This window comes from Chryseobacterium indologenes (genome assembly GCF_002025665.1).
GTDB lineage: Bacteria > Bacteroidota > Bacteroidia > Flavobacteriales > Weeksellaceae > Chryseobacterium > Chryseobacterium metallicongregator.
In genome coordinates this window covers 327469-347861 of sequence record NZ_CP018786.1, presented here as the reverse complement: position 1 = coordinate 347861, position 20393 = coordinate 327469, and the positions used below count along the sequence as shown (strand labels likewise).

Sequence of the window (20393 nt, the reverse complement as noted above, 5' to 3'; positions counted from 1 at the left end):
ATTAGAATTTGAAGTGTGAGAAAGCTTTGTTAGCTTCCGCCATTTTGTGAGTATCAGATTTCTTTTTGAAAGCAGCACCTTCTTCTCTTGAAGCAGCTACAACTTCGTTAGCTAATTTCAAAGCCATAGACTTATCATTTCTAGCTTTAGAATATTTGATTAACCATTTCATTGCCATAGAAATTTTTCTATCAGCTCTGATTGGCATAGGGATTTGGAAGTTAGCTCCACCTACTCTTCTAGAACGTACTTCTACGTGAGGCATTACATTTGTAAGTGCATCTTTCCAGATTTCAAGTGCAGTTTTTTCGTTATCTCCTTTTTTAGTTTCTACGATCTCTAATGCATCATAGAAAATTTTAAATGCGATTGACTTCTTACCGTCAAGCATTAAGTTGTTTACGAATCTCGTTACCAATTGATCATTAAATTTAGGATCTGGTAACAACGGTCTTTTTTTCGCTTTTGTCTTTCTCATTGCTTTTGTACCTTATTTAATGATTATTTTTTCTTTCCTTTTGCAGGAGCAGCAGCTGCTTGTCCTGGTTTAGGTCTCTTAGCTCCGTACTTAGATCTTCTCTGAGTTCTTCCATTTACACCAGCGGTGTCTAATGCACCTCTTACGATGTGGTAACGTACTCCCGGTAGGTCTTTCACCCTTCCGCCTCTAACCAATACTATCGAGTGCTCCTGAAGATTGTGTCCTTCGCCCGGGATATAGGCGTTAACTTCTTTACCGTTAGAAAGTCTTACCCTTGCTACTTTTCTAAGTGCAGAGTTAGGTTTCTTAGGTGTAGTTGTATATACTCTCGTACATACACCACGTCTTTGTGGACAAGAATCTAGGGCAGCCGATTTGCTCTTCTTGGCAAGCGTGGCTCTTCCTTTTCTTACTAATTGTTGAATAGTAGGCATTTAATTGCTTTTTATTTTAGGGTGCAAAAATAGTAATATTTTTTTAATCTGCAAACTCTTATATAAAAATTAAAATCAAATACTTACATCCGAAATGAAACATATTTCATGAGTATCAATATAGAAGTACAATATACATGCGGAAAACAAACAGGAAGAAATAGATTTTACAGCCTAAAAATGAATATTAAATAATTATGAAATTTATCTGTTTCTGATTTTTAATATTTTTTTCTTCAAAATAGATTCCGGATTTACTGCTTTAATTTTAACTCAAGATCAATATAAGGTAGTTTTGAATCCATTCAATCATGGTATCATGTTGAAGATGCAAGAGAATCAGTATATAAAAAATACCAGAAAAAATAAGATATGGAGATTTTATCGGGTTATTATTGAATGAGATCTCTCCGGAATCATTTGTTTTTAAAAGTGATGTAAAAACAATAAATAATAATGTAGAATAAATATAATTCCATCTCATCCAATCAATTCCAAGATAATATAAAGGAGTTACCCAAAGAAGGCAGATCACATTGCAGAAAAGATAGCTATAGAATGATTCTTTTTTAAACAAATAAATATAAAGTCCCATTTGAAATATCATGATAAGGAGCTCAATAGCATGAACCAGAAACGATAATTTGTACTGAAGAACATAGTTAAAATCAAAATAATATTCCAGATCAAAAATATTCTCTTTCTGAAAAACCACTCCTCTGCTTTTCAGGATCGATAAACTTTCTCCTTCGTTCACATTTCCACCCAAAAAATAGATAATACCAATATTGGCAAACGCAGCTACTGCTATAGACAGCATGTATTTAAGATTAATTTTTTGCCACTTGGAATAATTAATCCATAATAAAAAGGGAAGAAAAAAAAATCCGGCCTCGTGTATGAAAAGAAAAATGATATAAAAAATCCATAATAACGCATCATTAAGCTTAGATTTTTTCACAAAAGAATACCAAAGCATTATAAGAATTAAGATGATTTCTCTTCTCCCGGCATTTCTCACAGTCAATGCAGGAAATAAAAGAATATAAGGTGAGGCCATGATGCTCAGATAAAAAAGATCAACCTTATATTTCTTTAGGTATAAAAGCATCCCGTACAGAATCCCTGACAACCCCACGATCTGAAGAATAAAGATTTGAAATTGTAAATTCAATCCCGTTACATCCTGTATATAAAAAAACATATCTCCCAAAAGACCTCTTCTTTTGAAACCGCCATCAGTATAATTGATCAGCCAATCAGAAATTGTCCAGGCTGAAAATGGCTCTTCAGCTTTCAGATATAACGCAATAAAAACACCAATATAAATCAGTACAATTCCAATACTGAAATATTTAACCAGTGATCTTCCTTTATTTTCAGGTATATTGATAGGGGTGTCAAAAAGCATAAAAGTATATAATTTCTGAAGTCTGTTTTAAATAAGCACAATATTAATACTTCCAAACTATATTTAAAAACTTTCTTATAGTTATGATCTATTAATAATCAGTGGAGTTCGGCACGATATTTCGTAAATTTGAGATATACAAAATGATAAACTATCAATCACATCAAAAAAGCTTCCTCCCATACTTAATGGAAGCAGTGATTGTATCTAACCTTAAAAAAATAAATATATACATATGAAAAATGCTAGTATCATTGGCCTTAAAGAAGCCGATTGCAAAAAGATTTCAGAAAAATTAAACGTTTTATTGGCTAACTATTCTGTATTCTATCAGAATACCAGAGGTTCTCACTGGAATATTAAAGGAGAACAGTTTTTCACCCTTCATCCGAAGTTTGAGGAATTGTACAACAGCCTTGTATTAAAGATTGACGAAATTGCAGAAAGAATCCTTACGTTAGGAGCTACCCCTGCACATAACTATTCAGATTACTTAAAGGTAGCAACCATTAAGGAAAGCAAAGAAGTAACTGACGGCACCAAAAGTGTTGAACAGATTCTAAGCTCATTCAAAGTGGTGATTGATTTGCAGAGAGAACTTTTAGATATCACAGATGAAGCTGGAGATGAAGGTACCAACTCGCAAATGAGCGACTATATTACCGAGCAGGAGAAAGAAGTTTGGATGTATAACTCTTATCTTGGGAAGTAATTATATTTAAACTCTTTTAAACTTTTCCTTAAATAAGGTATGTCATTTTTTGTAACAGCATAAAAATTGACATACCTTATATGAGGATTTCTAAAATCACTCATTTTCCATTTTCCAACCAAAACCCAATTTTGGGGAATTTGACTTACAAACCATTCTGGGTATATTACAGCAATTCGCGCATTTTTACGGCAACTTAATTCTTCCATAAAATATGAAAAATCATTCCCATCAGGGTTTTTATATTTGTATTTTGCAACATCTGTACTTCCCAATCCATACATATCTAAAACTTCAATATTCGTAAAATAAGTGATTGCGCCAATATCATTGGCTACAATTGTTTCAGAATAATAATACTTTTTTAAAAACTGTGCGAGCTTATATTGGTTGTAGTAAAGATTTTTAGAATCAGTATATAAAACCGGATGATACCAATACATTTTGAATAGTCCAAAAACTACCGAGTAGCCTACAAATAAAAAAGCAAAAAGCTTAGGAATAGAGAAACCTGAAGTTTTAAAATAAAAATCACAAATTTTAACTCCAATAAAAAGATAGGCAATCATCAAATAATTTTCATATCTAAATGTCATTATTCCAAAAATGAGCTGCCCATAAGAAGTAAGCAAAATTATGATTGGCAATGCTTCCATTTCAAGAACTTTTTGAAATTTTGCATGTCTATATCTGGAAAAAGCATACATTAAATAAAATATACTGAAAGGAAACAAATACTTAATATAATCCACAATCAAAAACTTGCTTTTCAATATTTTTATAAAGCTTTCCACATCTGAAACATGAAAATTACTTTTGACAAGTACTGAATTTGGGAAAAACAGCCCTCCCATAAGAAGAGAATATAATCCATACATAATTATAGGGAAAAACCCGACAAAACCCATCAATAAGCCCTGTCTAAATTTTTTCTGACCTACAAAAACAAAAATAACGGCAGAAATGAAGAACACACTTTCAAATCTTACTGCTCCGAGAAAAAAAACGACTATTAATAAATGTGAGAAAGCCTTCACATCTCCTGAAGCTAATTTATTATAAAAAATAAAAAACAGAACTATGAGGAATATATGAATAGTATGCTCCATTCCTAATATAGAGGAAAGATAAATCATTGCTAATGGCTGCAACAGAAAAATAAAAAACAGAGCAAACTTCTTTCCATATTGAAGGGCAACAAAATTGGCTGCGTAAAAACTTGTTAAAACTCCAAACGTAAGATTAATAAACAAAGGATAATAAGATGAATCCCCAAAAACTTTTATTAAAAGGCTCAAAAATAAACTATATAATATAGATGAAGATGCCGGATCAAATGAATTGGAGTTGATAGAAAATAAAAACTTATCAGCTATATTTTTTGCTACCTCCAAATGAATATAAACATCATCAACAGGATAAAAATAGCCTACACCTTTTGGCAAAGAAAGAATCTCCGAAACTAAGTAAAAAAAATAGCCTAATAGAAAAACAAAAACACTTATAAATCCGTATTTTTTCATTTTACTGCCTAAATAAATATAGAAAACAAAATTAAATTATTAAATTTTATTACAAAAAAAATCTGCATTACCCTTTAATTCAATACCCGACAACAATTTTCATAACATTACCATGCAGAATACTGTTGTAAAATTATATATATAGGCCAAACTCTCAAATGAGCTACTATATTACCGAACAGGAGAAAGAAGTCTGGTGCACAATTCTTATCTTGGAAAGTAACTCCATCAAAAAGCATGGAAATATTTCAAAAAAATCGCCTTACATTTAGGGGATTTTATTTTTTATTTTTATATTTGCGTTAAAATTACACATATTATGAACGACGTCAGATTAAACTCTATCCTTGATAATGATTTCTATAAAATAACCATGCAGAATGCTGTGGTAAAGCTATTTCCGGGTTCTATTGTAAAATATGAATTTATCAACAGAGGGAAGCACCACTTCCCGGAAGGGTTTGATGCTGCTTTAAGAGAAGCTGTGAATAAAATGGCTGAACTTAAGCTTACGAAGGATGAAAAAAAATTCATGGCAAGAACATGTCCTTATATAGATCTACCCTATCTTGATTTTTTAGAAGGCTACCATTATGACCCATCTGAAGTAAAAATTCATCAGGAAGGAGGCGATCTTTCCGTTATTGTGGAAGGACTTTGGTACAGAACCATTCTTTGGGAAGTTCCACTACTTGCATTAATCAGTGAGCTGCATTACGAGATGAACCACATGGAAAGAGATTCCAACGAAGTGGTGATGAGCAAAACAATCGAAAAGGCTGACTCATTGGGTAGACTTGGAGTAACATTTGCAGAATTCGGAACGAGAAGAAGACATTCTTATAAGGTTCAGAATCTGGTAATGGAAGCTTTAACTCAGAAAAAAGAATCTACATTTATCGGAAGTTCAAACGTTCATTTTGCAATGAAGTACGGCGTAAAACCAATCGGAACGCATGCTCATGAATGGTTTATGTTCCACGCAGCCGAATATGGATTCAAAATGGCCAATGAAATGGCACTGGAACACTGGGTAGACGTCTATAGAGGCGATCTTGGAGTGGCCTTGTCTGATACTTATACTACCGATGTTTTCTTCCAACAGTTCGACAAAAAATTTGCGAAGCTTTTCGATGGGGTTCGTCATGACAGTGGTGATGCTTTAGAATTTGCAGATAAAACCATTGCCCACTATCAAAGAAACGGGATTAATCCGATGTTTAAATATATTATTTTTTCCGATGCTTTAAATCTTGAAAAAGTAGAGGAAATCACCAATTACTGCAGAGGAAAAATTGGCATCTCATTCGGAATCGGAACCAACCTTACCAATGATGTAGGATTGAAACCAATGAATATCGTAATGAAACTCATCGGTGTACAAGCTCCCAATAAAGAATGGATTCCTACGGTAAAACTTTCAGATGAACATGGTAAATATACCGGAGATCCAAAGATGATTGAATTGGCGAAAGAATTTTTACGAATTAAAGATTAATAACCTCATCAGAACAATTAGATATAAACCTCGAAGTCATCGAGGTTTTTTGTTTTTATCATCACTTAAAATTCAGTTTTCAAAAATCTAAAAGGATTTATTATATTTATCAAAATAAAACAAGATGAAATCAAGAACATTACTCCTTGCAGGTCTTCTCATATCAGCTTTTTCCTTTGCTCAGGAAAAGAAAGCAGAAAAGCCTAAATATAATCAGGAACTGGCCACTTCTTTAGGAGCTGACAAATATGGAATGAAACCTTATACGATTGTCATGCTGACATCAGGTTCTGCTAAAATTGAAGACAAAGCCAAAATGGGAGAACTCATGAAAGGCCACATGACCAATATCGGCAAACTGGCAGATGAAGGCAAAATTGTTGTTGCCGGACCTTTCCTTGAAAAGAATAAGGAAAACTACCGCGGTATGTTTATTTTCAATACTAAATCTAAGGAAGAAGCTGAACAATGGGTAAAAACCGATCCTGCGGTTCAGGCTGGTGTTTTCAGCTATGAAATTTTCCCTTGGTATGGTTCAGCAGCGTTACCTTTGTATCTAAAGCATCACGATGAAATCTCAAAAGAAAATCCTTAAAGTTTTTTACTGTGAAAAAATATATTTCTATCTTCCTTATAATTTTCTTCCAGGGCCTTTTTGCCCAAAAGGACATCAATACTATTGATGTTTCTACTGTACAAATCAGAATATTGAAGCACTACAAAAATTCGGATTCTATTCAAAGGAATAAAGTATATGCAGATTCTATTTACACTCCGTATCAAAAGCTATGGAATGGATATCTGGGAAATTCTGACAAAGTGGTACAATGGCTCAACGACAATCAGTCTCAAACAGATAACTGGATTGAGAAAAGCAAATATGTGAATGGAAAACAAATCACCCAATCTCTTCAAAAGTTTTCTAAAGACATGAAAACTCTGACCGGTTACGATGTCAAGGGAGACTGGTATATATTATTTGGCCCCGCGTGGACTGATTTAGGAGGACTGGGCAGATACGCGATGGTGATAGATTTATCTCACGAAAACAATAAGTCTTTAGAAAGTATTGAGCAAATTTTACCTCATGAAATTACCCATCAAATTATGATGAAAACAAACAAGCATGATGACAGAACTGCACTGGAACCTATAATCGGAGAAGGTTTTGCCGTTTGGATTAATCAAAAATACTGGAAGAAAAAATATACACTTGCACAACATCTTGGCTATACAGATCAAGAATTAAAGCTATGTGAAAAAAACATGGAACTGATTAAATCATTTTTTGAGAAAAGTAAATTTTCAGAAGATGCCAACATTATAGATATCTTCAGGAGCAGAGAGACAAAACTTAATGAAAAACTTCCCGGTGCAATAGGATATTACATCGGCTACAAAATTATTGAACAATATATATTAAAGAATGGCAAAGACTCCTGGAAAGATGTTTTCATAAAGTCACCTCGTGAAATTTATGAAAAAAGTGGGTTCTGATTATTTAGTGTCCTATTAAACCTGAATTCTTACGTTAAGCAGTAACTTTAAAAAGAAAATCCTTAATAAATAAAAAATCCCTCAGTTGAGGGATTTTTTTCTTAATCAAAACAGATATATGGTTTTCTTGGTGGATAACAGCAATAAGGATTGCTGCAGAATGTATATCCTGCCGGACAGCCTCCATCTACAGGTGTTTCACAAGCCAATGCTGCACCACCTAAAACAGTTTTTAACTCTTTTCTGTTTAAGCTTTTTAAATTTTTCATGATTAATTTAGTTTAATTTGATTTCCTACTCTTTAAGATTTTCGGATTCCTCTTTATTATTTCTCTTTACCTGGAAATAAATATACAATTTATTTTTTAATACACTACACTTCAAACAATTATATATTGAAATTTGAGAAATAAAAAAGAGACTGTCTTTTGTGACAGTCTCTTTTTACAGTTATTATTTCAAATTAAAAAATATCGCTGCCTATTGTATAGCCATTTGTACCATTTATTTTTTTAACTGCATTATTATTAAATCTATATTTATTATAAATACCAATATTTGGAATATATCTTAAAATATTACCTTCCCTCATATAAATCTTATTGGTATAATTATCCTGTTTAAGATCATTATCAGGTGTCAAGTCTGCTCCACGTTCTACTGTTGATAAATTGCTTGGGCTCACAGTAGCAATTTCACCACTGGTAATATTAAATAATCCATAAAGTGTCATAGGGCTTTGGATATATCTCAATTTGTTTTCAAACATAAAAAAGATTTGGTTGGTCGCAGGATTTCTAACAAAATTACCATTGACAAGATTTGCCGTATTGGTATAATCTAATCTCACCTGATTATCAATTAAATATTGATCGATATAAGCTTTCAATTGAGCTTTCTTCACCGGATCTTTAATGAGCTCATAAAGAGGAACCAAACCATTGCTTCCAAACTCTACCAATACCGCATTCGTTGGTGTTGAACTGTTCTGCCAACTGGAAATATTAATTTTAGGGTTCGCCTGATCAAGGTTCAGCTCACCTACCAAACTCTTAGACGGATCTCCTCCTCTTGTTTTAAAGGATAGTTTTCTGGAAAAGTTTTTATTGGATTCTGAAGTATCTACGTCGTTATCAACATTGGCATCAAAAATACTTTTTACACCCACTTTAACACCCACTCTGGCTGCCTTTTCACGGCTTTGATTCGTTGTTTCAGATTGAAACATTACATCTAGCTTGGCACCGGTATAAATATCTACCGCAACATGGGTTCCATAATCGTTTACAATCTGCGCAGGGCTGTTGTTCTGTAGATCACTCGTAAACTCCGGAGTCAAATAATCTGATAATAAAACAGGAGTAGCATTAAACCTGAATCTTCTTTGTTTAATTAAAAGATTATAGCTTCCATAAATATATTTAGCATCAAATTTATTGGTTGTAGTATTACTCACCGAAGAACTAAAAGTAACAGAAATGAGCTTTTTAAATAAAGAAAATCCAGCTGTTGCCCCTACCTTCGTAGATACCATTTTTGAATACGCTTCTGCATTTTCACCATATTCTTCAAGATACTCCTGAGAAAATACATTATCAGTAATCAATCTTCCGGCCTGTTCGTTTTTGAACTTTTCAAGATCAATTACCTGATATCCTGAGGAGTTTGAATTTGCATATTCTCCGGTTGCGTTATAACCATATCCTAAGATGTCATAAGCGCCATCACCAGCGAATTTAGCAAAATTTCTCCCTGAGCTTTTTTTTGAGTTTTCATTTTGGTTAGAATTTTCAAATTCTTCAGTAGAGCAAGATGTTAAAAACAGCAAAACAATACTGGTAAAAAAGAAACTTAGTTTTTTCATATTTTTATTTTAAGTACACAAACTTAATTCTTTGCATTCAAAACCAGAATGACATAAATCATAAACAAGGGAATTAATAGATCGTTAGCAATAGAAAATCACAATAATTTATCTCTCTTTGAATGGAAATAAACACACATTCAAACACACAACCAATTTTATTTCAAAATGTTACACACAAATTGAATTAAAAATTTAAAACATATTTCTTTTATCAATGAATTAATTTAATTATTTTAGCTTATAGCAACTCAACTCACTTATTAATGATGAGCGGGTTACAACAAACCAATACCATAATTAAAAATTAAACTCATGAAAAAATTAAACATTACAAAACTTTCGAGAACAGAAATGAAAGATGTATTTGGTGGAACACTCTATCCGGCAGAATGTCCGGGAGGATGCCATGGTGAAGGCATGATCAGATGTCCTGACGGTACTACCACAATGACTAACTTTATATGCATGGGAGGAACCTGCCAACCGGCAGCCATGTGCAAGCCACTGGTTCTTGAACCTTTTCCTGATCCGATAATCATCACTCCATAATCAGAATGAACAATACATAAAGTGAGCTTTCCGGCTCACTTTTTTATTATCTTTAAGTAAACAAAACCATCATGAAAACCATTGAAGAAGTTCTTAAAAAACTGGATGAGATAATTATCTGGTGCAAGGAAAACAAAAGCCCTGCGGGATATTTTGCCTGTACCTACAGAATCATGACCGCCCAGGTTCTGAAAGGAATTCAGCAGAAAAAATTTGAAGATAATCCCAGAATGACATTGCTTGATATTGCTTTTGCACAAAGATATCTTCAGGCATGGGAAAGCTATAGCAAAGGAGAAAGATGTACCAACTCATGGTATACTGCTTTTGAAGCCACTAAAAACAAGAATATTTTAATATTACAGCATATATTTCTTGGTATGAATGCTCACATCAACCTGGACCTCGGTGTTTCTGCTGCTTCTATTATGCCTTACCGGAAAATAAATCCTCTGAAAAAAGATTTTGAGAACATTAATAATGTCATTGCTTCCATCAATCAGAACGTACAGGATTCTTTAAACAAAATCTGCTATCCGGTGGATCTTGTTGACAAACTCTCCAACGGAAAGGATAATGCTGTACTTGATTTCGCCATATCCAAAGCAAGAGACACTTCCTGGGCAACAGCAATCATCGCCTCCAATACTCCGAATTTCCTGAGAGAATCTGTGATTGGGATTGTAGATTACGCCGCCGCTAAAGTTGCAACCCAAATTCTGAACCCGAAGATCCTAACTCCTGCTCTTCTAAAAGAGCTTAAAAAATGTGAAAGCAGCGATGTGGTGAAGAATATTGAAATTTTAGAAGCTACAAAAAAAGCATAATAAAAAGGCCGGGATCTTCCTCACGGATCCCGGCCTCATAATGAACAAAATAAAAGAAACTATATTGCTTCCTTATGCTTTTTACAGTAGGCATAATGGAAAATGATAGGTAGTATTGTAAATGACAGCAGCATACAGACAATCAGCCCGCCTACAATCATAATGGCTAAAGGTTTCTGAATTTCAGAGCCCATTCCGTTGGACATGGCTGCCGGAAGAAGTCCCATAGATCCCATAAGGGCAATCATCACCACAGGACGGATTCTGCTTTTTACTCCCTGTGCTATGGATTCTTTAAGTGACATCCTGTTTTGTAGGTTTTCTTTCATGACTCCAATCAGAACGATACCGTCTATGGTTGCCACTCCGAAAAGGATAATGAAACCGATTCCCGCTGAAATTCCGAAGATCGTTCCCGTAAACCAAAGGGATAAGAATCCTCCGATAAATGCGAATGCTAATGTAATAGACGAAATGAGCGTGTCTTTTATATTTCCAAAATTGAAATACAACAGCATCAAAATAAGAACTAAAGAAATCGGCACAACCATTGCCAGCTGTTTTGCGGCTCTTTCTTTACTTTCAAATTCTCCGGCCCATGTCATTTTATGATTTTTAGGAAGTTTTACTTCCTTATCTACTTTCATTTTAGCCTCCTGAATCGTACTTCCTAAATCACGTCCTTCAATATTGAATCCGACACCAATGTATCTGCTGTTTCCTTCACGGTAAATAAATGATGGTCCGGTATGATAATCAATGGTTGCAATTTCTTTCAAAGGGACTTTTTTATTATCCTGAGTCGGGATCAGAATATTTCCCATCTTTTCAGGGGTATCTCTGTAATCTTTTTCAAACCTAAGCATTACGTCAAACATTCTTTCTTCTTCGTAAAATTTGGTGGCAGCCTGTCCTCCGATTGTCATTTCGATGACCGCCTGTGCATCTGCTGTAGAAACACCATATTTTGCCATTTTGGAATCGTGAAGCTGTATTCTCAACTCCGGAAGTCCGATATTTTTGAAAACATTCACATCCGATATTCCCGGAACTGTTCTGATAGAGTTGGCTACTTTATTAGCATAATTTTCAAGTTCGAAAAGATCATTTCCAAAAATCTTAATCACCAGCGGAGCTTTCACTCCTGCCACATACTCTTCCACATTATCCTGTATCGGCTGGCTGAATCCAAAATTGATACCCGGAAATTTTTCAAGGGAAATTCTCATTTCTTCAAGGAGTTCTTCTTTGGAAATGTTTTTCTTCCATTCATTTTCCGGCTTCAGCTGAATATTAAATTCGATATTAAAAAATCCGGTGGGATCGGTTCCGTCATTCGGACGACCTGTTTGGGTCATCACAAATTTCACTTCATCATACTTCATGAGAATCTCCTTCATCTCTTTGGTCAATCGTACAGATTCATCCAGGTTCACACTGTTTGGCAGGGTTGCTCTTACGTAGATCGCACCTTCGTTCAGTTTCGGTAAGAATTCAGATCCGTAATTGGAAAATCTCCATCCGCAAACAGCAAGCAAAGCAATGAAACCAATGATAAATCCTTTTTTATGACGGTCACTGAATTCGTAAATTCTGTAGATATTAACTCTGAAGAATCTTGAAATAAAGTTTTCTTTTTCTTCAATATTTTTTGTCAACAAAAGTTTACACATTGCTGGAACATAAGTCAAACTTAAGATCAATGATCCTAATAATGCATACCCTAGTGTAAATGCTAATGGTGAGAACATTTTTCCTTCTACTTTCTGGAAAGAGAAAATCGGCATCAGAGCAACGATCAGAATCAATAGGGCAAAGAAAATATAACTTGCCACACTTCCTGCGCTTTTCTTGATGATCCCCAGTTTTGAAATTTTATTGAATCTCCGTAGTCCAATCTTTTTCGCTTTAAGCTCAAGAGCGACAAAGACATGTTCTACAATCACCAATGTTCCTTCCAGAAGCAACCCAAAGTCAAGTGCTCCCATAGAAATCAGGTTGGCCGGCAATCCCTGAATTTTCAGCATAATAATAGCAAACAGGAAAGCCAAAGGAATTACTGACGCAACAATAAAAGTTGTTCTCCAGTTGTAAAGGAAAATAAACACAATAATGGAAACCAGAATGACTCCTTCAATAAGGTTTTTGGAAACAGTATGAACCGTTGTGTTCACAAGTTCTGTACGGTCGATGATCGGAACAATCTGTACGTCACCGGGAAGTTCTCCCCCATTCAGTTCTTCTATTCTGTCTTTCAGTCTTGCAATGACTTCACTTGGGTTTTCACCTCGAAGCATGATCACAATTCCTTCTACAACATCATTTTCTTTATTGTAGCCTACCTGTCCCAATCTCGGTTTCGCAGAAACTTTTACTTCTGCTACATGTTTCACCAGAATAGGCGTAGAACCTTTTACCTCGATCTGAATATTCTCAATATCTTCTTTTTTCTCCAAAAGACCAATCCCCCGCACTACATAAGCCTGATCACCTTTTGCCACTACATCTCCTCCCACATTGATATTACTCTTCGAAACCGCTTCATACACATCCAGGGGGGAAAGGTCATAATTGTGTAATTCCGTAGGATTAATTTTTATTTCATATGTTTTCTCTTCTCCACCAAAGCTTACCACATCTGCTACGCCGGGAACAGCAAGCAATTCTCTTTCCACTACCCAATCCTGAATAGTGGTTACTTCTTTGATGGGAAGTTTACTCTTGATTATATATCTGTAAATTTCACCTGTAGCTCCGGAAGGAGGCTCAATACTGTATTCTGCTCCGGCAGGCAGCTCCACATTTCCGAGTTTATTGGAAGCATATTGCTGGGCATAAAAATCATTCACATGATCATCAAAAATCACCGTCACCACAGACAATCCGAATAAGGAAATAGAACGCACCGAAGTTTTGTTCGGGATGGCATTCATTTCTTTGGAAATGGGTAAGGTGACGAACTTTTCTATTTCTTCAGCACTTCTTCCCGGCCATTGGGTAATGACTCTCACCCTTGTATTGGTAACATCCGGAAATGCTTCAATCGGCGTATGCATATAGGAATAGATTCCTCCGGCCAGCAAAAGAAAAGTCCCTAAAAGAACAATCAGTGAGTTTTTTAAAGAGAAGGAAACTATATTCTGTACAAATTTTCGCATTACTTCGTGGAATTATTTAATTGGTTTTTCAGGTTTTCATAAATCAATAGCCCGTTGGAAGCAATGACATTTTCACCTGATTTTAAATTGCCTTCTACATAAATATACTGGCTGTTGGAAGCAATTTCTGTTACGGGTCTGATCTCAAGTTCACAATCTTTTTTATACACCACTACATAGCTTTGGTTGTTATCAAAGATTAAGGCTTTCGCAGGAATAGCCAATGCGCTTTTATTTTGTGAATTCACGGGCAATACAACATCTGCAGACATTCCCGGTCTCAGCTTCATTCCGTTATTATCCATAATGATTTTGGCCTTCAATACTCTTTCATTTTCATTAAAAACCTGAGAAATATTGTTGATTTTCCCTGAAAAACTATCATCCGGATAAGCAAGCGTTTTTACTACTACCGGCTGATCTACATAGACATGTCTCATATTGGTAGCATATACATTGGCCATTACCCAGACTTTATCCAGATTGGAAATGGTAAACAGTTGATCTCCTCCTGCAGTCACAGGCATTCCTTTAGAAATATTCTTTGAAATTACATATCCGTCTGCCGGGGCTTTTATCTGAATGGTATTTCCTCCTGCTGAATACAGCTGCATATTTTTCTGTGTTTTGGAAATATTAGATTGCAAAATGGCAACTTCCGAACGGGCTTCCTGTAAATCTTTCTGAGAGGCAATGTCATCTTTATACATGGCTTCTACAGAAGACAACTTTCTTTTCGCAACTGCCAACTGAGCCTGCAAGGTCTGGGTGTCATCCTGCATTTCATTCACAGCTGTACTCTTTACGCTTGCCAACGTTTGTCCTTTTTTCACATAATCACCAAGTGAGAAATAGGTATCCATCACGACTCCGTCTACAAGACTCACAAAAGGAACCGTTTTATCAGAATTGCTTTCCACTTCTCCGGTAAGCGTAATACTTTCTTCTATGGGAAGCAGTTCTGCTTTGGCCAGTTTAATATCTTTTTTAAGTTCTTTGCTGATGCAGTAACTTTTTTCAGCTTCTTTATTTTCCTGTTTTCCGGCACAGCCTGTAAAAATGATGAGGGCAGACAGATAAGCTGCAGCAGTGTATTTAGTAATATTTTTGTTCATATCTTATAAATCTTGTCCTACAACATACTGCAGGTTTTCGTAGTATTGATTCAATTCTTTTTTAGTATCCAGGATGATCATTTTATTTCCGATGTAGGTATCCAGAAAATCCATGTACTCCAGCATGCTGATATTCCTTAGTCTGAAGTTTTTCTCATGGCTTACCAGTAAACCGTCCAGAGTAGATTCATAATTATCATCAATCTCTTCTGAAACCTGTTGGGTACGGATATAGTTTCTGAAAACAGAGACAATTTCATTCTCAGACTTCAGCATGTTTTTGCGGGTCTCAAGTTTACTTTTCTCAATTTCAAGCTTAGCTTCCTGAATATTTCCTTTGTTACGGTCGAAAATGGGAAGATCCATAGAAACACCTAATCCTATAAAGTCTTTCATGATATTTCCTCCACGGTCATATCCTATAGAAACCGCAACATCAGGAGTTTTCATAGCATTTTGAATTTCGAGGTTTTTAGCAGCGTGTTTCTCTTTATTTTTCGAGATCATAATATCGGGGCGGTTTTCTTTTGCCTTGTCTATCCATTGATTCACTTCGAACTCAGAAAGCTGTTTTTCAGGCATGACAAATGAATCTGTTATCACCAGATAAGATTGAGAAGGCAACATTAGTAGTGCTTTGAGCTCAACCTGCTGATCTTCGATTTCCTGTTTTAATGAAATCAGCTTCTTCTTGAATTCAATCTCCTGTGCTTTTAAGCGAACATATTCAGCTTTACTGATATTGCCAAGGTTTAATTGATTATTGTAGGATTTTGTTAATTTCTCAATGGAAGTGATCTGCCCCTGATAGATTTTCTGCTGTTCCTGATTGTAAAGAATTTCGGTAATGGTATTTCTGAGGGTCTTCTTAAGTTCACGCAAAACTTCCTGCAGTTCATACTTCTCTCCTTCCACTTCTATTTTCTGCAGTTCAATATTTTTTCGCCTTTTACCTGCAGTCTGAATCACCTGTTCTATCTCCGCAGAAATCTGGGTATTTTTTCCCCAGTTTCCGATCAATGCCGGCTGCTCTTCTATGTCATAAGTTCTCCATAAATTAACTTCGCTGATACTTAATGTAGGATTAGGCCAGTATTTAGCCTGAACAGCTCTTGCCTCGGCTTGTGAAATTTCAAGCTTCTGTGCAATGAGGTCGAGGTTTTTAGCCAAAAAGATAGTCTCAGCTTCCTTTCTTCCAATTTTCAGGGTATCTGAAATCTGTGCTGAAAAGAAACTGAAACAATGAATATAAAATAGTGTAAAAAATAGCTTTTTCAAAGTCTCTTATTTTAAGACCACAAAGCTATTTGCCTAATATTAGAAGGAATTGTAAAGAAAATTAAAATTCGGTTAGTTCAACATTAGAGTTTGATTAGAACTTTTTTATTCCTGGGAATTGCTTTTGAATTAAGATGTTTTGCCTCCTCCTATTGAATATTTTAATCTCTCACAGATTTCACAGATGACACAGATTTTTTTAAGATTTAAAATGAATCTAAAATCATCAGTCTGCGAGATCTGGGAAATCTGTGGGAGAAAAATCAAGAATTAACAGGAAATTCTAAGAGAACGCTTGTACCTACATTCACAATAGAATCAATTTTCATCACAATATGATGATGATCAAAGATACTTTTTGAAAGGGACAGGCCAATTCCACTTCCTTTCACTGTGTCTACATTTTTTCCTCTATAAAAAGTTTCAGATATCTTCACAAGGTCATCAGCCGGAATTCCTCTTCCTTCATCTTTGACTTCGATATACAGCTGATCTGCCTTTTCTGATAATGTAATCACAACAGGTTTATCAAAGGAATATTTAATGGCATTTTCTACAATATTGTACAATGCAAGATATAACAACGTTTCATTTCCTGGAAATTCCAGTAAAGCTGGTTTCGTTACCTCAAGCTGTATTTTAATGGATGAATGGTTTTCCTTTGCTTTTGGTTCTAATTTCTCATAAATCTTCCAGATCAGCTCATCTACTCTCATAGGTTTGTGAGAAGATTCCAGTTTGGTCATTCCGGACATCAGCAAAAGATTGTTGAGAATATTTTCAATCTCATATACGTTTTCCAATGACTCTTTAGCTACTTCTTTATATTCTTCCGGTGTACGGTCTTTTTGGGCAAAGACTTCCAGGTTTCCGGAAATCGCAGCTAAAGGTGTTTTAAATTCATGGGAAACATAATTGATGAAGTTCTGCTGTAAGAGCACATTTTCTGAAATTCTGCCCAACAGTTTATTATATGATTTAATAAGATCTTCAATCTCATCATTGGTATTAGTAGAAGTAATAATTGCCGTAGAAATGTTATTATACTCTACTTTATTGATCCGTTCTACTACCTTGGAGATTGGTTTATAAACCACTTTAGAAAGATATCTGCTCAGAAAATAGATTGCCAGAAGCCCAATCAGCAATACTGAAAGCATGATAATAGCCAATCTCAGGATCTGCGATTGGAAAGAATCGTTGGAAGATTTCACAAAAACCACAAAATCTCCCTGATTATCCGGATAAAAAATCCCGTAGTAGAATTGATTATCAGACATGAACTGTATTCCTTTATTATTACGGACAGCCTGCAAATGGGAAAGTTTGATATTCTTATCATTCAGGTTATGCCCAAAAGTCACTTCATTATTCTGATTGTAAACCGCTACCCTGTTATTCTGAATCAGGTGATTGTATTCTTTTTTAATCTGGGCATGACGGTCTTTCGGGAGTTCATCCTTTTCGAGATAATAAATAGCAGAGATCAGAGCCGTATTTCTTAGCTTTTCAAAATAAAAAATCTTGGTACTGTCATAATAGGCAAAGAATATCACCGCAGATGTGATGATAGAAACAATGCCGAATGACAGGCTTGAAATAAGGGTAAATCTGTTTCTAAGCGTCATTTTCAGTCTTTGATCAAATATCCGGTTCCTTTTACCGTATGAATAATCTTCTGTTCTGTCTCATCAATCTTGTTACGGACATAGGAAATATAAACATCCACTACATTCGTTGTATTATCAAAATCAATTCCCCATACCTTATGTAAAATCTGGGTTCTGCTCAATACTTTATTTTTATTCTCCATCAGGAAAGTAAACAATTTGTATTCCGTTGGGGAAAATTCTATTTCCTTATCATTCTGAGTTACTTTATGAAGATCAGTATCAATAACAATGTTTCCGCATGATAAATATTGATCTTCTTTCTGATAGCTCAGTTTATTTCTTCTGGTTAAAGCTTTAATCCTTGACATCAGTTCCTCAAAATGGAAGGGTTTGGATAAATAATCATCAGCGCCCATATCGAGCATTTTGATCTTATCATCAGGACTGTTCAGGGCACTTAAAACCAAAATCGGGGTATAGTTTCCTTTAAATCTGATAATCTGTGTAAGCTGCATTCCGTCCAATCCGGGAAGCATGATGTCCATTAAAATAATATCAAAATCATAGGTATGAAGAAGCTCACGCGCCTTTTCACCGGAATCTGCAAGGGTCGTATTATAGCCGGCCTCGGAAAGGCCTTTTATCAGAAAATTGCTGATTCTTTGATCATCTTCTACCAACAAAATATTCATAAGTCTCTGAAATTTCCCATAAATATAAGTATTCTAATTCAGAAAGGAAGCTGGAGGCTGGAAGAGAGATGTAATGGAATTTTATAAAGCAATTGTTTCCATTTTATTATCTTTTAAAAAATATTGAATTTAATTGTAAGAAAACAATCAGTTCTTATTTGTCCAAAAGGAACTTCCTACATCCCGCTTCCAGCTTCCGACCTTTTTTCATAATTTTGGAAGATGGAGATGATATATTTAATTATTGGATTGATTGCCGGTGGTGTACTAGGCGCTGTTATATTATATTTTGCATTGAAGTCATCAATGGTTTCAAGAAGTTCTTATGATGCACTGAACACTTTATCTATAAAAAACCAATCTGATCTTGAAAATTCAAATCTGAAAATTCAGGAGCTTACTCAGAATATCAGTAAAGAAAAAGAAGCCAATATGCTGCAGCAGGACCTATTGGATGACCTGAAAACTGAATTTTCTAAAATATCTGCCGAATATTCATCGCTAAATCTTCAGTTTCAGGAATTGAAACAAACCCATCAGAGACAGACTTCTCAGATAGAAACTCACATTCTTGAAAAGCAGACTCTTTTTGCTAAAAACTCTGAACTTTCTGCCAAAAATGAAGGTCTTCAACAATCTCTTGACACCCAGAAAGAAGAAATTGTTAAAATTCAGGAAGATTCTAAACTTCAGTTTGAAAACCTTGCCAATAAAATTTTAGAAGAAAAAACTGAAAAGTTTACTGCCTTAAATCAAAATAACTTAAAAAATATCCTTGAACCTTTTCAGGAAAAAATCGCGGATTTAAAAAATAAAGTCAACGAAGCCTACGAAAAGGAAAATAAAGAACGTTTCTCCCTTGCAGAAAAAGTGAAAGAACTGGCAGAACTGAACCAGCAGATTTCCGATGATGCCAAAAAACTGACCCGTGCCCTGAAAGGAGAAAGCAAAACCCAGGGGAACTGGGGCGAGATGATTCTGGAAAGTATTCTTGAAAAATCAGGTTTGATGAAAGGAAGAGAATATTTCCTTGAGCATGAATTGCGTGATGAAGACAATAAAGCTTTATTCTCAGAATTCTCAGGAAAGAAAATGCGTCCTGATGCCGTTGTAAAATACCCTGACGAAAGGAATGTTATTATTGATTCAAAAGTATCTCTGACTGCTTTTACAGAATTGGTAGATGAAGCCGATGCAGATGTCTACGCTATAAAACTAAGCCAGCATCTTGGATCTATCAAAAACCATATTAATCAACTCAGTCAAAAAGCATACGATGACTATGGAAAATCATTGGATTTCGTGATGATGTTTATTCCGAGTGAACCGGCTTATATTGCGGCAATGCAGGCAGACCAAAACCTTTGGAACTATGCCTATGAAAGAAGAATTCTTTTGCTTAATCCAAGCAATCTGATCACTTCTCTTAAGCTGATTGCTGATCTTTGGAAACGCGAATATCAGAACCGGAATTCTATAGAAATTGCTGAACGCGGAGCCAGACTCTATGACAAATTCGTAGGTTTTGTAGAAAATCTGGAAAAAGTAGGCAGAAATCTGGATCAGGCGAAAAATGTATTCAATGATGCTTATAAGCAGCTTCACACCGGAAATGACAACCTGGTGATCCAGACTCAGAAATTGAAATCATTAGGAATAAAAAATAAAAAAGACCTGCCGCAAAGTCTTATTGACAACGGCAATCTTATTGAGCCATCAGAAAGCTAAATCCCAGGTT

Annotated in this window: 18 protein-coding genes; 7 read left to right on the top strand and 11 right to left on the bottom strand. The window is 35.1% G+C overall.

Annotation, left to right across the window (positions count from 1 at the left end):
* Nucleotide 1: 1 nt before the first annotated feature.
* From rpsG to BUE84_RS01490, 3 genes are all read right to left on the bottom strand, one after another.
* Nucleotides 2–478, bottom strand: a complete 477-nt coding sequence (gene rpsG, locus BUE84_RS01500) for a 30S ribosomal protein S7 (RefSeq protein WP_034694654.1) — start codon at nt 476–478, stop codon at nt 2–4.
* 23 nt (nt 479–501) lie between these two features.
* Nucleotides 502–915, bottom strand: a complete 414-nt coding sequence (gene rpsL, locus BUE84_RS01495; RefSeq protein WP_002983146.1) for a 30S ribosomal protein S12 — start codon at nt 913–915, stop codon at nt 502–504.
* 268 nt (nt 916–1183) lie between these two features.
* A complete protein-coding gene (locus BUE84_RS01490) occupies nt 1184–2326 on the bottom strand; it encodes a hypothetical protein (RefSeq protein WP_079240230.1) in 1143 nt (380 codons plus the stop codon).
* 235 nt (nt 2327–2561) lie between these two features.
* Here BUE84_RS01490 and BUE84_RS01485 point away from each other — a divergent pair, with 235 nt between their 5' ends.
* Nucleotides 2562–3038 (top strand): Dps family protein, encoded by a 477-nt coding sequence (locus tag BUE84_RS01485; protein WP_079240229.1) that lies wholly within the window; start codon nt 2562–2564, stop codon nt 3036–3038.
* Here the strand turns inward: BUE84_RS01485 and BUE84_RS01480 are convergent.
* Nucleotides 3023–4561 (bottom strand): hypothetical protein, encoded by a 1539-nt coding sequence (locus BUE84_RS01480; protein WP_079240228.1) that lies wholly within the window; start codon nt 4559–4561, stop codon nt 3023–3025. The two genes, BUE84_RS01485 and BUE84_RS01480, sit on opposite strands and share 16 nt — an antisense overlap.
* A 319-nt stretch (nt 4562–4880) precedes the next feature.
* On the opposite strand from BUE84_RS01480, the gene pncB reads away from it, so the two are divergent.
* The 3 genes from pncB (at nt 4881) to BUE84_RS01465 (ending at nt 7556) form a co-directional block, all read left to right on the top strand.
* Complete coding sequence (gene pncB, locus BUE84_RS01475) at nt 4881–6059, top strand: nicotinate phosphoribosyltransferase (protein WP_034694646.1); 1179 nt, start codon at nt 4881–4883, stop codon at nt 6057–6059.
* A gap of 124 nt (nt 6060–6183) precedes the next feature.
* The gene (locus BUE84_RS01470; RefSeq protein ID WP_079240227.1) at nt 6184–6654 is read left to right on the top strand and encodes a YciI family protein; all 471 of its coding nucleotides are present in this window, start codon (nt 6184–6186) and stop codon (nt 6652–6654) included.
* 11 nt (nt 6655–6665) lie between these two features.
* On the top strand, nt 6666–7556 hold the full coding sequence (locus tag BUE84_RS01465) for a DUF2268 domain-containing putative Zn-dependent protease (protein ID WP_079240226.1): 891 nt from the start codon (nt 6666–6668) through the stop codon (nt 7554–7556).
* 101 nt (nt 7557–7657) lie between these two features.
* On the opposite strand, the gene BUE84_RS24300 is transcribed toward BUE84_RS01465, so the two are convergent.
* Together BUE84_RS24300 and BUE84_RS01460 are read right to left on the bottom strand one after the other, a co-directional pair.
* Nucleotides 7658–7825, bottom strand: a complete 168-nt coding sequence (locus BUE84_RS24300) for a bacteriocin-like protein (protein WP_158521334.1) — start codon at nt 7823–7825, stop codon at nt 7658–7660.
* A gap of 194 nt (nt 7826–8019) precedes the next feature.
* Entirely contained in the window at nt 8020–9420 is a 1401-nt protein-coding gene (locus tag BUE84_RS01460; RefSeq protein ID WP_079240225.1) for an MAC/perforin domain-containing protein, read from the bottom strand.
* Between the two features lie 315 nt (nt 9421–9735).
* Here BUE84_RS01460 and BUE84_RS01455 point away from each other — a divergent pair, with 315 nt between their 5' ends.
* Nucleotides 9736–9972: a TIGR04149 family rSAM-modified RiPP gene (locus BUE84_RS01455; protein WP_079240224.1), complete on the top strand. Its 237-nt coding sequence runs from the start codon at nt 9736–9738 to the stop codon at nt 9970–9972.
* 71 nt (nt 9973–10043) lie between these two features.
* A complete protein-coding gene (locus BUE84_RS01450) occupies nt 10044–10799 on the top strand; it encodes a DUF5995 family protein (protein WP_079240223.1) in 756 nt (251 codons plus the stop codon).
* A gap of 59 nt (nt 10800–10858) precedes the next feature.
* Here BUE84_RS01450 and BUE84_RS01445 read toward each other — a convergent pair whose 3' ends face one another.
* From BUE84_RS01445 to BUE84_RS01425, 5 genes are all read right to left on the bottom strand, one after another.
* Nucleotides 10859–13957, bottom strand: a complete 3099-nt coding sequence (locus BUE84_RS01445; RefSeq protein WP_079240222.1) for an efflux RND transporter permease subunit — start codon at nt 13955–13957, stop codon at nt 10859–10861.
* Nucleotides 13957–15072: an efflux RND transporter periplasmic adaptor subunit gene (locus tag BUE84_RS01440; protein WP_079240221.1), complete on the bottom strand. Its 1116-nt coding sequence runs from the start codon at nt 15070–15072 to the stop codon at nt 13957–13959. The genes BUE84_RS01445 and BUE84_RS01440 overlap by 1 nt, the downstream gene beginning before the upstream one ends.
* Before the next feature lie 3 nt (nt 15073–15075).
* Nucleotides 15076–16350, bottom strand: coding sequence for a TolC family protein (locus BUE84_RS01435; RefSeq protein WP_079240220.1), 1275 nt, complete (start codon nt 16348–16350; stop codon nt 15076–15078).
* A 263-nt stretch (nt 16351–16613) separates the two neighbouring features.
* On the bottom strand, nt 16614–17978 hold the full coding sequence (locus BUE84_RS01430; RefSeq protein ID WP_079240219.1) for a sensor histidine kinase: 1365 nt from the start codon (nt 17976–17978) through the stop codon (nt 16614–16616).
* A 2-nt stretch (nt 17979–17980) separates the two neighbouring features.
* A complete protein-coding gene (locus BUE84_RS01425) occupies nt 17981–18655 on the bottom strand; it encodes a response regulator transcription factor (protein WP_079240218.1) in 675 nt (224 codons plus the stop codon).
* 222 nt (nt 18656–18877) lie between these two features.
* On the opposite strand from BUE84_RS01425, the gene rmuC reads away from it, so the two are divergent.
* Nucleotides 18878–20383, top strand: a complete 1506-nt coding sequence (gene rmuC / locus BUE84_RS01420; protein ID WP_079240217.1) for a DNA recombination protein RmuC — start codon at nt 18878–18880, stop codon at nt 20381–20383.
* Nucleotides 20384–20393 lie beyond the last annotated feature (10 nt).